Below are 13,233 nucleotides of genomic sequence, written 5' to 3' on the forward strand. Positions count from 1 at the left end.
GCGCCGAACAGCAGGGCCGCCGCGAGGCTGCGCCGGCTGGACCGGACGGGCGCGGCGGCTTCGGTACGGGGGTGAGGTACGGCAGTCACGTACTCCACTATCGCCTGAACCCCGGGCGATCAGTCACCCGGGGTTCATCACGAAGGCGTCAGACGGTGCCGAGCCGGTTGGCGGTGTGCACCGCGCGGAGCACCGCGGCGGCCTTGTTGCGGCACTCCTGGTCCTCGGCGACCGGGTCGGAGTCCGCGACGATCCCTGCACCCGCCTGGACGTACGCCGTGCCGTCGCGCAGCAGGGCGGTGCGGATGGCGATGGCGGTGTCGGAGTCGCCCGCGAAGTCGAGGTAGCCGACGCAGCCGCCGTACAGACCGCGCCGGGAGGGCTCCAGCTCGTCGATGATCTGCATCGCGCGGGGCTTGGGGGCGCCGGAGAGGGTGCCCGCCGGGAAGCACGCGGTGAGCACGTCGAAGGCGGTACGGCCGCCGGAGACCTTGCCGGTGACCGTGGAGACGATGTGCATCACGTGGGAGTAGCGCTCGATCGACATGAAGTCGACGACCTCCACCGAGCCGGGTTCGCAGACCCGGCCGAGGTCGTTGCGGCCGAGGTCGACCAGCATCAGGTGCTCGGCGCGCTCCTTGGGGTCGGCCATCAGCTCGTCGGCAAGGGCCTGGTCCTCCTGCGGGGTGGCGCCCCGGTGCCGGGTGCCCGCGATGGGGTGCACCATGGCGCGGCCGTCCTCGACCTTGACCAGCGCCTCGGGCGAGGAGCCGACCACGTCGAAGCCGTCGAAGCGGAACAGGTACATGTACGGGGAGGGGTTGGTGGCCCTGAGGACCCGGTAGACGTCCAGGGCGCTCGCGGTGCACGGGGTCTCGAAGCGCTGCGAGGGGACGACCTGGAAGGCCTCGCCCGCGCGGATGCGCTCCTTGACGTCCTCGACGGCCCGCTGGAAGTCGGGGCCGCCCCACAGCGCGGTGTACTCGGGCAGCTCGGAGGGCGGCAGCACGGCCGGGGGCTGGGCGACCGGGCGGGCCAGGTCGGCCTCCATGGCGTCGAGCCGGGCGACCGCGTCGGTGTACGCCTCGTCCACGCCGGCGTCGAGGTCGTTGTGGTTGATCGCGTTGGCGATCAGCAGGACCGAGCCCTCCCAGTGGTCCATGACCGCGAGGTCGCTGGTCAGGAGCATGGTCAGCTCGGGCAGCTGGAGGTCGTCGCGCTCGCCGGGGCCGATCTTCTCCAGGCGGCGGACGATGTCGTAGCCGAGGTAGCCGACCATGCCGCCGGTGAAGGGCGGCAGGCCCTCCTGGTGCGGGGTGTGCAGGGCCTGGAGGGTGGCGCGCAGGGCGGCGAGCGGGTCGCCGTCGGTGGGGACGCCGACCGGCGGGGTGCCGAGCCAGTGGGTCTCGCCGTCGCGCGTGGTCAGGGTGCCGGCCGAGCGGACGCCGACGAAGGAGTAGCGCGACCAGGAGCGGCCGTTCTCGGCGGACTCCAGGAGGAAGGTGCCGGGGCGTTCGGCGGCGAGTTTGCGGTAGAGGGCGACGGGGGTGTCGCCGTCGGCGAGGAGCTTGCGGGTGACGGGGATGACACGCCGGTCGGCGGCGAGCTTGCGGAAGGTGTCGAGGTCCATGGCGGTCACCGCTCCTCACCCTTCAGGAGCACGTCGGCGTCGAAGCAGGTGCGGTCGCCGGTGTGGCAGGCGGCGTCCGTCTGGTCGACCTTGACCAGCAGGGTGTCGGCGTCGCAGTCCAGCGCGACGGACTTCACCAGCTGGACGTGGCCGGAGGTGTCGCCCTTGACCCAGTACTCCTGACGGCTGCGGGACCAGTACGTGCAGCGGCCGGTGGTCAGGGTGCGGTGCAGCGCCTCGTCGTCCATCCAGCCGAGCATCAGTACCTCGCCGGTGTCGTACTGCTGGGCGATGGCGGGCACGAGTCCGTCGCGGTCGCGCTTGAGGCGGGCGGCGATCTCCGGGTCGAGGCCGCTGGGGCGTGGGCTGCCGGTCGTACGGGTCATGGGTGCCATTGTGCCGTGCGGGACGGCGCGTCACGGTCCGTGTCCGCTGTGCGGTCCTTCCGTATGGTCGTAGGCTGAGCCCATGTCGACCTTCGCCAAGCGTGAACGGCTGTTGTTCGCCGACCTCTTGGAAACCGCCGGTCCGGAAGCCCCGACGCTGTGCGAGGGGTGGACCGCCCGGGACCTGGCCGCCCATGTGGTGGTGCGCGAGCGCCGCCCGGACGCTGTCGCGGGCCAGTTCGTGAAGCAGCTCGCGCCCCGCCTGGACCGGGTGATGGAGGAGTACGCCGCGAAGCCGTACTCCGAGCTGATCCAGCTGATCCGGACGGGCCCGCCGAAGCTCTCGCCGTTCTCCGTCAAGCAGGTGGACGAGGCGTCGAACACGGTGGAGTTCTTCATCCACGCCGAGGACGTGCGCCGCGCCCAGCCGGACTGGAGCCCGCGCGAGCTGGACCCGGTGTTCCAGGACGCGCTGTGGTCGCGTCTGGAGCGCGCGGCCCGGCTCGCGGGGCGCAAGGCGCCGACCGGGCTCGTGCTGCGCCGCCCGGACGGGCAGACGGTGGTGGCACACAAGGGCGCGCCGGTGGTGACGGTGACCGGGGAGCCCGCCGAGCTGCTGATGTTCGTCTTCGGGCGGCAGGACGCGGCCAAGGTGGTCCTGGACGGCGACCCGGACGCGATCACCAAGGTGGGCGACTCCCGGCAGCTCGGCATCTGAGACCCGGGCGCGCCGCCGTGATCAAGGTCGCGATGACCGGGGTGTACGTCGACGACGTCGAGCGGGCGCACGCCTTCTACACGGAGGTGCTGGGCTTCGAGACGCGGCTGCGCGTGGACCTCGGCGACGGCGCGCTGTTCGTGACGGTCGGCGCACCGGACGGGGTCCAGCCGGACGTGCAGCTCCTGCTGGAGCCCGGCGAGGGCCCGATCGCGGAGCCGTACCGGGCGGCGCTGTACGAGGCGGGGCTGCCGTCCATCGTGTTCGCGGTGGACGACCTGTTCGCCGAGTACGAGCGGCTGCGCGGCCTCGGCGTGCGCTTCCCGCACCCCCCGACCGTCCAGGGCCCGCTGCTGGCGGCGGTCCTGGACGACACGGTGGGCAATCTGGTCCAGCTGACCCAGCCGATCCCGTGACGGGCCTGGGACCGGGACCGGTCAGCGGGGCAGTTCGGCGCGGCGCAGAGCGGGGAAGGCGAGGACGACGACCCCGCCCAGGCCGCAGACGGCGGCGCTGACGGCGTAGACCGGTCCGGTGCCCCAGGTGCCGATCGCGGCGGCGGAGAGCGGCATGCTCAGCGGGGCGATGCCGAGACTGACCAGGCTGGCGACGGAGACGACCCGGCCGAGGTAGGCGGGGTCGCCCTGGGTCTGGAGCAGCGCCCCGCACAGGGCCCCGCTGAGTCCGGCGAGCAGTCCGATGAGCAGGGCGATCCCGACGGCGACGGGCAGCGCGGACGCCTGACCCAGGGCCCCGACGGCCACGGCACCGGCCGTGCAGGCGCACCCCGTGACCAGTCCGGCCCGGGGCAGCCGCCCCCGCACGGCGAGCAGCATCGAGACGGCGCCCGCGCCGACCCCGAACCCGGCGAGCACCCAGCCCATGCCGGAGGCCCCCCAGCCGCGCTGGTCGGCCAGCAGGGTCAGTCCGATGTTCAGCGGCGCGACGAACCCGAGGTCCCCGAGCGCGATGGCCAGCACCAGGGGGCCGAGGACGCGGTGGTGGCGGATGTAGGCGAGCCCGGCGCGGAGGTCGTGCCAGGCGGCGGCTCCGGCCCGGCGGGCGGTCTCGGGCGCCTTGGGCGGGGGCGGCCCGAGCGGCACGGTGGCCACGGCCTCGGCGGCGACGGCCTCCGCGTCCTCGACGTCGGCGGCTACGACATCCGGGCTCGCCCCAGTCGCGTCGGCCGTCTTCCGCCCGGACAGCTCCCGTATCCGTACGGAGACCAGCAGCGGCACCGATATCGCGATGAGCGCTCCGGCCAGGCCGAAGGCGGTCGCCGCGCCGCCCATGGCGATGCCGAGTCCGCCGAGGGGGGCGCCGACGACGGACGCGAACCGGTTGGCGAGGCCGCGCATCCCCTGGACCCGGGTGAGCTGGTCCGCGCCGGTGATCCTGGCGGGCAGGGCGCCCACGGCCGGGACGAACACGGCGTCGACGGCGCCGAACAGCAGCGCCAGCGCGGCCAGCGGCCACAGTCCGGGGTGGGCGAGGAACAGCAGCGCGGCCACCGCGAGGACGGCCACGCAGCGCACGGTGTCGCTGCCGATGACGACCCGGCGCGGCCCGAACCGGTCGGCCACCACTCCGCCGCCCAGCATCAGCACGGCACGCGGCAGCGCGCTGATGGACACCACGATCCCCGCCTCCGCGGGGCTCCCGGCGCGCACGGCGGCCCAGGACAGGGCGAGGTAGAAGACGTTGTCGCCGACCATGGAGGAGGCGTAGGCCCCGAGCCAGCGCAGGACGTTGGGGTCGCGGTGGGCGGGGCGGCCCACGACGGGTACGGCGGTGACGGTGGTCAAGTCGGTGATCCTTCTCAGACGCGGAACGGGAAGCCGTACACGTACAGCGCGACGTTCTCGCGCCCGTCGGTGTCGCCGGAGGCTTCGGCCGCCCGGCCCTTCTCGTCGTACTTCCTGACGACCTCGGTCAGCTCCTCGCGGAGCCGCTCCAGTTCGGAAGCGGTGAGACGCATCAGGGACTCGCTGTCCCCGGAGGCGGTGGCCCACTCGGCGGACCAGGTCGGGCGTTCGTCGAGGTGGCGCCGGTAGAGGTCGGCGCGCTGCTCGTGGAAGAGGCGGGCGGCGGCTAGGTGGGCCGCCGCCTTCTCGGGGGCGTCGCGGAAGTCCTCGTCCCGGATGCTCACGCCGTCCGACGACGGCTGCCACCAGCGCTCGCGGGCGTCACCGGTCCGCGACTCCGCCTGCTCGATCAGCCCGTGCTCGGCGAGCTTGCGCAGGTGATAGCTGACCAGGGACACGGCCTCGTCCACGTGCTCGGCGAGCCGGGACGCGGTGGCGACGTTCTCGATGCACAGCAGCCGGTACAGGTCGGCCCGCAGCGGGTGCGCGAGCGCCTTGAGGGTGCCCACGTCGGTGATGCGCCGGTTCTCCTTGCTTGCCATGGGCACGACTGTAGATACGAAAGGAAAGTTGCACAACATTCCTTGCGCAACTTTTCTTTCGCACCCCGCCGAAGCTCAGCGCAGCGTCACCGCTCAGCGCAGCGTCACCGCACGGGGTGCCCCGCCTCCCGCAGCGTCCGCTTCACGTCCCCGATCCGCAGGTCCCCGAAGTGGAAGACCGAGGCCGCGAGGACCGCGTCCGCGCCCGCCTCGACCGCCGGGGAGAAGTGCTCCAGCGCACCCGCGCCGCCCGAGGCGATCACCGGCACGGAGACGTGCTTGCGGACGGCCGCCAGCATCTCGATGTCGTAGCCGTCCTTCGTGCCGTCCGCGTCCATCGAGTTGAGCAGGATCTCGCCCGCGCCCAGCTCGGCGGCCCGGTGCGCCCACTCCACCGCGTCGATGCCGGTGCCCTTGCGGCCGCCGTGGGTGGTGACCTCGAAGGAGCCGGACGGCGTGCGGCGGGCGTCCACCGAGAGGACCAGCACCTGGCGGCCGAACCGCTCGGCGATCTCGCGGATGAGGTCGGGACGGGCGATGGCGGCGGTGTTGACGCCCACCTTGTCCGCGCCCGCGCGCAGCAGCTTGTCCACGTCCTCGGCGGTGCGGACGCCGCCGCCCACGGTGAGCGGGATGAAGACCTGCTCGGCGGTACGGCGCACCACGTCGTAGGTGGTCTCCCGGTTGCCGGAGGACGCGGTGATGTCCAGGAAGGTCAGCTCGTCGGCGCCCTCGGCGTCGTAGACCTTGGCCATCTCCACCGGGTCGCCCGCGTCGCGCAGGTTCTGGAAGTTGACGCCCTTGACGACCCGGCCGTTGTCCACGTCCAGGCAGGGGATCACTCGTACGGCCAGGGTCATGCGGACACTCCTCGGAACGCCTCCACCTCGACCTCGACGACCAGGCTGGGGTCCACGAGACCGGAGACGATGATCATGGATGCGGCGGGCCGGACGGTGTCGAACAGCTCCTTGTGGGCGCGTCCCACATCGTCCACGTCCCGCGCATGGGTGATGTACATCCGGGTGCGCACCACGTCGTCGCGCCCGAGGCCCACCTGTTCCAGCGCGCCGAGCGCGACGTTGAAGGCGTTGACGGCCTGCTCGTACGGACCGCCCCCGGCGATCTGCCCGTCCACGATGGAGGTGCAGCCCGAGACCAGCACCAGGCCGTTCGGCAGCTCCACCGCGCGGGAGTAGCCGAACTGCTCCTCCCAGGGCGCGCCGGTGTTCACCCGGCGTACGTCGCTCACCGGTCCACCGCCGCCAGGGCCTCTTCCAGGGTGAACGCCTTGGCGTACAGCGCCTTGCCGACGATGGAGCCCTCGACGCCGAGCGGCACGAGGTCGGCGATGGCGCGCAGGTCGTCCAGCGAGGAGACGCCGCCGGAGGCGACGACCGGGCGGTCGGTGGCCGCGCAGACGTTCCGCAGCAGCTCCAGGTTGGGGCCCTGGAGGGTGCCGTCCTTGGCGATGTCGGTGACGACGTAGCGGGCGCAGCCCTCCTTGTTCAGGCGGTCCAGCGTCTCGTAGAGGTCGCCGCCGTCGCGGGTCCAGCCCCGGCCACGCAGGGTGGTGCCGCGCACGTCCAGGCCGACCGCGATCTTGTCGCCGTGCTCCGCGATGACCTTGGCGACCCACTCGGGGGTCTCCAGCGCGGCGGTGCCGAGGTTGACGCGGGTGCAGCCGGTGGCGAGGGCGGCGGCGAGGGTGTCGTCGTCGCGGATGCCGCCGGACAGCTCGACCTTGATGTCCATCGCGCCCGCGACCTCGGCGATCAGGGCCCGGTTGTCCCCGGTGCCGAACGCGGCGTCCAGGTCGACCAGATGCAGCCACTCCGCGCCCGCGCGCTGCCAGGCGAGGGCGGCCTCCAGCGGGGAGCCGTAGGAGGTCTCGGTGCCGGACTCGCCGTGCACGAGGCGTACGGCCTGGCCGTCGCGGACGTCGACGGCGGGGAGCAGTTCGAGCTTGGCCATGGTCTTAGAGGGTTCCGATCCAGTTGGTGAGGAGCTGGGCGCCGGCGTCGCCGGACTTCTCGGGGTGGAACTGGGTGGCGGCGAGGGCGCCGTTCTCCACGGCGGCCACGAAAGGCCCGCCGTAGGTCGACCAGGTCACCGCAGGCGGGGTCATGGCCGCGTTGAGCTGCTCGAACTCCCAGTCCTGCACGGCGTAGGAGTGCACGAAGTAGTAGCGGTCCTCCGGGTCGAGGCCCGCGAAGAGCCGCGAGTCGGCGGGCGCGTCGACGGTGTTCCAGCCCATGTGCGGGACGACGTCGGCCTTGAGCGGGCCGACCGTGCCGGGCCACTCGTCCAGGCCCTCGGTCTCGACACCGTGCTCGATGCCGCGGGCGAAGAGGATCTGCATGCCGACGCAGATGCCGAGCACCGGGCGGCCACCGGCGAGGCGGCGGTCGATCACCCAGTCACCGCGGGCCGCGCGCAGGCCCTCCATGCAGGCGGCGAACGCGCCGACGCCGGGGACGAGCAGGCCGTCGGCGTTCATGGCGGAGTCGAAGTCACGGGTGATCTCGACGTCGGCGCCGACGCGGGCGAGGGCGCGCTCGGCGGAGCGGACGTTGCCGAAGCCGTAGTCGAAGACCACGACCTTCTTGAGGTCGCTCAACTCCACACCCCCAGCCGCATGACGCCCGCGACGAGGCACATGGCCGCGCCGATGGAGACCAGCACGATCAGGCTGGTGGGCATCTTCTGCTTGACGAAGGAGATGATGCCGCCGACCAGGAAGAGGCCGACGACGATCAGCAGGGTGGACAGACCGGTCATGGGTTACAGCGCGCCCTTCGTGGAGGGGAGGATGCCGGCCGCGCGCGGGTCGCGCTCGCTGGCGTAGCGCAGGGCGCGGGCGAGCGCCTTGAACTGGCACTCCACGATGTGGTGCGCGTTGCGCCCGTACGGCACGTGCACGTGCAGCGCGATCTGCGCCTGGGCGACGAAGGACTCCAGGATGTGCCGGGTCATCGTCGTGTCGTACTCGCCGATCATCGGCGCCATCTTCTCGGGCTCGGTGTGCACGAGGTAGGGGCGGCCGGAGAGGTCGACGGTGACCTGGGCGAGGGACTCGTCCAGCGGGACCGTGCAGTTGCCGAAGCGGTAGATGCCCACCTTGTCGCCGAGCGCCTGCTTGAAGGCGGCGCCCAGCGCGAGGGCGGTGTCCTCGATGGTGTGGTGGGTGTCGATGTGCAGGTCGCCGTCGGTCTTCACGGTGAGGTCGAACAGACCGTGGCGACCGAGCTGGTCGAGCATGTGGTCGTAGAAGCCGACGCCGGTGGCGATGTCGGTCTTGCCGGTGCCGTCGAGGTCGATCTCGACGAGGACCGAGGTCTCCTTGGTGGTGCGCTGCACCCGGCCTGTGCGGCTCATGCGTCGAGCTCCTTCTTCAGTTCCCGAACCGCGTCGAGGAACGCGTCGTTCTCTTCGGGGGTGCCGGCCGACACCCGCAGCCATCCGGGGACGCCGTTGTCCCGGACGAGGACGCCGTGGTCGAGGATGCGGCGCCAGGCCGCCTGGGTGTCCGTGAAGCGGCCGAACTGCACGAAGTTGGCGTCGGACTCGGTCACGTCGTAACCGATGGCGCGCAGTTCGGTGACCAGGCGGTCCCGCTCGGTCTTGAGCTGCTCGACATAGCCGAGCAGGGTGTCGGTGTGCTCCAGGGCGGCCAGCGCGGTCGCCTGGGTGACGGCCGACAGGTGGTACGGCAGCCGGACCAGCTGCACGGCGTCCACCACGGCGGGGTCGGCGGCCAGGTAGCCGAGCCGTAGCCCGGCGGCGCCGAACGCCTTGGACATGGTGCGCGAGATCACCAGGTTCGGGCGGCCGTCGAGCAGCGGCAGCAGCGAGTCGCCGTGGCTGAACTCGATGTACGCCTCGTCCACGACCACCATGGACGGCTTCGCCGCCTGCGCGGCCTCGTACAGCGCGAGGACCGTCTCGGGCGGAACGGTGTTGCCCGTGGGGTTGTTGGGCGTGGTGATGAACACGACGTCGGGCTTGTGCTCGGCGATGGCGCGCTCGGCCGCCGCGAGGTCGATGGTGAAGTCCTCGCCGCGCGGTCCGGAGATCCAGCCGGTGCCGGTGCCGCGCGCGATGAGCGCGTGCATGGAGTACGACGGCTCGAAGCCGATCGCGGTACGGCCCGGTCCGCCGAAGGTCTGCAGCAGTTGCTGGATGACCTCGTTGGAGCCGTTGGCCGCCCAGACGTTCTCGACGCCGAGGGCGTAATGGCCGGTCTTGGTCAGGTACTTGGCGAGTTCCGTGCGGAGCTGGACCGCGTCCCGGTCGGGGTAGCGGTTCAGGTTCCGGGCGGCCTCGCGTACCCGCTCCGCGATCCGCTCGACCAGCGGCTCGGGCAGCGGGTACGGGTTCTCGTTGGTGTTCAGCCGGACGGGGACGTCCAACTGGGGCGCGCCGTAGGGGGACTTGCCGCGCAGCTCGTCCCGTACGGGGAGATCGTCGATGCCGGTCACTTGGTCCCAGGTACCTTCCACCCGAAGCGGGCCTTGACGGCCGCGCCGTGCGCGGGCAGGTCCTCCGCCTCCGCGAGGGTCACCACGTGGTGGGCGACCTCGGCGAGCGCGTCCTGGGTGTAGTCCACGATGTGGATGCCGCGCAGGAAGGACTGCACGGACAGGCCCGAGGAGTGGCAGGCGCAACCGCCGGTGGGCAGCACGTGGTTGGACCCGGCCGCGTAGTCCCCGAGGGAGACGGGGGCCCAGGGGCCGATGAAGATCGCGCCCGCGTTGCGCACGCGGTCGGCGACGGCGGCCGCGTCGGCGGTCTGGATCTCCAGGTGCTCGGCGCCGTACGCGTCGACCACGCGCAGGCCCTCCTCCACGCCGTCCACGAGGACGATCGCGGACTGCCGGCCGTTCAGCGCGGGGACGATCCGGTCGTCGATGTGCTTGGTGGCGGCGACCTGGGTCTTCAGCTCGGCCTCGACCGCGTCGGCCAGCTCCACCGAGTCGGTGACGAGGACGGCGGCGGCCAGCGGGTCGTGCTCGGCCTGGCTGATCAGGTCGGCGGCGACGTGCACCGGGTCGGCCGTCTCGTCGGCGAGGACCGCGATCTCGGTCGGGCCCGCCTCGGCGTCGATGCCGATCTTGCCGGTGAAGAAGCGCTTGGCGGCGGCGACCCAGATGTTGCCCGGCCCGGTCACCATGTTGGCGGGCGGGCAGGACTCGGTGCCGTAGGCGAACATCGCCACGGCGGTGGCGCCACCGGCCGCGTACACCTCGTCCACGCCGAGCAGGGCGCAGGCGGCGAGGATGGTCGGGTGCGGGAGGCCCCCGGCTGGGTCATTTTCAAAAACGGGGGCCTGCGCGGGCGAGGCGAGCGCGATGGACTCGACCCCGGCCTCCTGCGCGGGCACCACGTTCATGATCACGGAGGAGGGGTAGACCGAGCGGCCGCCGGGCGCGTAGAGCCCGACCCGGTCGACGGGCACCCACTTCTCGGTCACGGTGCCGCCGGGCACGACCTGAGTGGTGTGGTCGGTGCGGCGCTGGGCGCGGTGGACCATGCGGGCCCGGCGGATGGACTCCTCCAGGGCCGCGCGCACGGCGGGGTCGAGGGCGTCGAGCGCGTCGGTGAGCGCCTGGGCCGGGACACGGACGGATTCCAGCCGTACTCCGTCGAACCTCTCCGCGAAGTCGATCAGCGCCGCGTCGCCACGATGATGCACGGCCTCGCAGATCGGACGCACCTTCTCCAGGGCGGCCGAGACGTCGAAGTCGGCTCGGGGCAGCAGGTCGCGCAGTGCGGGGCCCTCGGGGAGGGCGTCGCCGCGCAGATCGATTCGGGAGATCACAGTCCCAATTCTCTCAGACCGGCGCAGCGGGCCGTCCGCACGTATCAGTGGCTGATACGACCCGTGGGACAACCGGTGACACCTCGTGGGACAACCGGTGACACAGAGCGTGGCCAAAACGCCGTCACGTGGTGTGTTGCGGAGGTCACCGGGCGGGCATCAGCGGCGTACGGGTGGCCGAGGACGAAGAGGGGGCCGCTGTGACCGATGGGGCCGGGCAGGGCACCGGAGGCCTTCCGGAGGATCTGACCCCCGCCGAGGCGGGCATGTGGCAGGCATTCCGCGACGGCAGTCTGTACGACCTGACCTGCGGGGACGCCGCTGTGGACGATCCGCACGGCGACTACCTGTGGGGTCCTGGACGCAGTGTGCGGGCGCGGATCGTGTCCTGGCTGCTGCTGGACGGGCCGCCCGCGCTCGCGGGCCGGGTGGCCGCGCTGAAGCTGTGCGGGGTGCGGATCACCGGCACGCTGGACGTGGCGGGCGGCACGGTGACGCCGTACGTGGAGCTGCGCGGCTGCCGTTTCGACGACGAGGTCCGGATGCCGGAGGCGCACTTCACGACCCTGCGCCTGGTGGACTGCGCGGTGCCGCGCCTTGAGGCAGCCCGGGTGCACACCGAGGGCGACCTCCATCTGCCGCGCTGCCACTTCCGCGAGGGCGTGCGGCTGACCGACGCCCAGATCGGCACCGATCTGCTGCTCAACCAGGCCGTCGCGCACCGTGACCGCAGCGGACGGTCCCTCGCGGGGGACGGCATGAGCGTGGGCCAGGACCTCCAGGCGGAGATGCTGGAGTCCTACGGCGAGCTGAGCCTGCGCGGCGCGACGGTCGGGGTGTCGCTGAGCCTGCGCGGGGCCCGGCTGGTCAACCCGTACGCGCGGCGCGCGCTGAACGCCCCGCAGCTCACCGTGGGCCGCACGCTGTACATGACCCCGGCCGGGGTGGGCAGCCCGCTGCTGAGCGGGACCACACCGGCGCGCGGGACCCGGGTGCAGCCCTTCGAGTGCCGGGGCGGGGTGCGCCTGGACGACGGGCGCTTCGGGGACGCGGTGGACCTGGAGCGGGCCCGGTTCGTGCTCGGCGACGACCAGGAGGTGTCTTTGCGCCGGGTTCAGACGCCCGAGCTGCGCTTCCTCGGGGACCGTCCGTCGCGCGGGCGCGTGGTGCTCTCCGGCGCCCGGATCGTGAACCTGGTGGACCACGCGGGCAGCTGGCCGGAGCCGGGCAACCTCCAGATGGGCGGCTTCGCGTACGAGAACCTGGTGCCGAGGGGGCCGTTCCCGCTGACCCGGCGCCTGGACTGGGTGGCGGCGGCGACCGCCGAGTACCACCCGGAGCCGTACGAGCGGCTGGCGGCCGTGCTGCGGGCGGCCGGGGAGGACGAGGACGCGCGCGAGGTGCTGCTCGCCAAGCAGCGCAGACGCCGCGAGACGCTGCCGCTCGCGGCCAAGCTCTGGGGGTACGCGCAGGACTGGGCGGTGGCGTACGGCTACCGGCCGGGGCGGGCCGCGGTGTGGATGGCGGTGCTGTGGGCGGCGGGGACGCTGGCGTTCCGGCACGCCGGGCACCACCCGACGGACCCGGACACGCACCCCGCCTGGAGCCCGGCGCTGTTCACCCTGGATCTGCTGCTGCCGGTGGTGGACCTCGGCATGGCGGGCCAGTGGCGGCTGCGCGGGGCCTGGCCCTGGCTGGTGGCGGCGCTGATCCTGCTCGGCTGGGTGCTGGCGACGGCGGTGGCGGCGGGGGCCACGAGACTGCTGCGACGGGGGTGAGCGGCGGTACGGCGGGGCCGGGTGGGACGGGAGTCGCGGGTGGGGCGCGAGTCGAAGGAGCGGACATTTCATCGGGCTCCCGACAAGACCGCAGAAGTCACCTTTTTACCCTGTCTTGACCTGGCGCGATACAACCTTCGAGGACTTGCCTCAACCCTCTGGCGCGGCCGCGACCTGCGGACTTTCAATGGTCGACACCATGGTTCCACTGCCCGCGTTCCTCCGCCCCACCCGGAAGACACGACGCGCCGCGCGCCCGGCCGGCCCCATCCCGGCCGCCGACGACGCCGTCCTCGACGCGCCGGACGACCACCTCTCCCCCGTGCTCGTCGCCGCCGCCCGCGGTGAGTACGAACCCGCCGCCGCCCTGCTCGCCGCGACCCGCGCGGCGGCCCGCTGGGAGGACCGGGACGGCTACGCGCGGCGCCTGGCCGCCTTCGCCCACGCGCGCCCCGAGTGGTTCGACGCCTGGTGTACGGCCGCCCCGGACGAC

General features: G+C 72.6%; 15 protein-coding genes and 2 pseudogenes. 4 read left to right on the forward strand and 13 right to left on the reverse strand.

Translation table 11 applies throughout. The features are described 5' to 3' along the window. The 3 genes and pseudogenes from GTW40_RS32880 to hisI all read right to left on the reverse strand — a co-directional run. Positions 1-98, reverse strand: a pseudogene (locus GTW40_RS32880) (TIGR02234 family membrane protein); the annotation flags it as partial. 50 nt (positions 99-148) lie between these two features. Continuing rightward, positions 149-1,630: an anthranilate synthase component I gene (locus GTW40_RS00395; RefSeq protein WP_161178139.1), complete on the reverse strand. Its 1,482-nt coding sequence runs from the start codon at positions 1,628-1,630 to the stop codon at positions 149-151. A 5-nt stretch (positions 1,631-1,635) separates the two neighbouring features. Next, positions 1,636-2,016: a phosphoribosyl-AMP cyclohydrolase gene (gene hisI, locus GTW40_RS00400; RefSeq protein WP_161178128.1), complete on the reverse strand. Its 381-nt coding sequence runs from the start codon at positions 2,014-2,016 to the stop codon at positions 1,636-1,638. Positions 2,017-2,098: 82 nt separating this feature from the next. Here hisI and GTW40_RS00405 point away from each other — a divergent pair, with 82 nt between their 5' ends. Together GTW40_RS00405 and GTW40_RS00410 are read left to right on the forward strand one after the other, a co-directional pair. Beyond that, the gene (locus GTW40_RS00405; protein WP_161178129.1) at positions 2,099-2,734 is read left to right on the forward strand and encodes a TIGR03085 family metal-binding protein; all 636 of its coding nucleotides are present in this window, start codon (positions 2,099-2,101) and stop codon (positions 2,732-2,734) included. 17 nt (positions 2,735-2,751) lie between these two features. After that, a complete protein-coding gene (locus GTW40_RS00410) occupies positions 2,752-3,150 on the forward strand; it encodes a VOC family protein (RefSeq protein WP_161178130.1) in 399 nt (132 codons plus the stop codon). 21 nt (positions 3,151-3,171) lie between these two features. Here the strand turns inward: GTW40_RS00410 and GTW40_RS00415 are convergent, their stop codons facing one another. From GTW40_RS00415 to hisD, 10 genes are all read right to left on the reverse strand, one after another. Then, positions 3,172-4,539: an MFS transporter gene (locus GTW40_RS00415; protein ID WP_237525254.1), complete on the reverse strand. Its 1,368-nt coding sequence runs from the start codon at positions 4,537-4,539 to the stop codon at positions 3,172-3,174. 14 nt (positions 4,540-4,553) lie between these two features. Next, positions 4,554-5,141, reverse strand: a complete 588-nt coding sequence (locus GTW40_RS00420; protein ID WP_161178131.1) for a helix-turn-helix domain-containing protein — start codon at positions 5,139-5,141, stop codon at positions 4,554-4,556. Positions 5,142-5,245: 104 nt separating this feature from the next. Beyond that, positions 5,246-6,001: an imidazole glycerol phosphate synthase subunit HisF gene (gene hisF / locus GTW40_RS00425; protein WP_161178132.1), complete on the reverse strand. Its 756-nt coding sequence runs from the start codon at positions 5,999-6,001 to the stop codon at positions 5,246-5,248. Then, on the reverse strand, positions 5,998-6,393 hold the full coding sequence (locus GTW40_RS00430; RefSeq protein ID WP_161178133.1) for a RidA family protein: 396 nt from the start codon (positions 6,391-6,393) through the stop codon (positions 5,998-6,000). Before GTW40_RS00430 ends, hisF begins: the two co-directional genes overlap by 4 nt. Next, positions 6,390-7,115, reverse strand: a complete 726-nt coding sequence (gene priA, locus GTW40_RS00435) for a bifunctional 1-(5-phosphoribosyl)-5-((5-phosphoribosylamino)methylideneamino)imidazole-4-carboxamide isomerase/phosphoribosylanthranilate isomerase PriA (RefSeq protein WP_161178134.1) — start codon at positions 7,113-7,115, stop codon at positions 6,390-6,392. Before priA ends, GTW40_RS00430 begins: the two co-directional genes overlap by 4 nt. 4 nt (positions 7,116-7,119) lie before the next feature. After that, positions 7,120-7,767, reverse strand: a complete 648-nt coding sequence (gene hisH / locus GTW40_RS00440; RefSeq protein WP_343245584.1) for an imidazole glycerol phosphate synthase subunit HisH — start codon at positions 7,765-7,767, stop codon at positions 7,120-7,122. Continuing rightward, complete coding sequence (locus GTW40_RS32455; RefSeq protein WP_018545636.1) at positions 7,758-7,922, reverse strand: hypothetical protein; 165 nt, start codon at positions 7,920-7,922, stop codon at positions 7,758-7,760. The genes hisH and GTW40_RS32455 overlap by 10 nt, the downstream gene beginning before the upstream one ends. 3 nt (positions 7,923-7,925) lie before the next feature. After that, positions 7,926-8,519, reverse strand: a complete 594-nt coding sequence (hisB, locus tag GTW40_RS00445) for an imidazoleglycerol-phosphate dehydratase HisB (RefSeq protein ID WP_026248532.1) — start codon at positions 8,517-8,519, stop codon at positions 7,926-7,928. Continuing rightward, complete coding sequence (locus tag GTW40_RS00450) at positions 8,516-9,622, reverse strand: histidinol-phosphate transaminase (protein WP_161178136.1); 1,107 nt, start codon at positions 9,620-9,622, stop codon at positions 8,516-8,518. Before GTW40_RS00450 ends, hisB begins: the two co-directional genes overlap by 4 nt. Next, complete coding sequence (gene hisD / locus GTW40_RS00455; protein ID WP_161178137.1) at positions 9,619-10,962, reverse strand: histidinol dehydrogenase; 1,344 nt, start codon at positions 10,960-10,962, stop codon at positions 9,619-9,621. The genes GTW40_RS00450 and hisD overlap by 4 nt, the downstream gene beginning before the upstream one ends. 200 nt (positions 10,963-11,162) lie before the next feature. On the opposite strand from hisD, the gene GTW40_RS00460 reads away from it, so the two are divergent. Together GTW40_RS00460 and GTW40_RS00465 are read left to right on the forward strand one after the other, a co-directional pair. Beyond that, positions 11,163-12,740: an oxidoreductase gene (locus GTW40_RS00460; RefSeq protein ID WP_161178138.1), complete on the forward strand. Its 1,578-nt coding sequence runs from the start codon at positions 11,163-11,165 to the stop codon at positions 12,738-12,740. Between the two features lie 187 nt (positions 12,741-12,927). After that, a pseudogene (locus GTW40_RS00465) lies at positions 12,928-13,233 on the forward strand (hypothetical protein); the annotation flags it as partial.

Source organism: Streptomyces sp. SID4985 (assembly GCF_009863025.1).
In the GTDB taxonomy this organism is placed as follows: domain Bacteria; phylum Actinomycetota; class Actinomycetes; order Streptomycetales; family Streptomycetaceae; genus Streptomyces.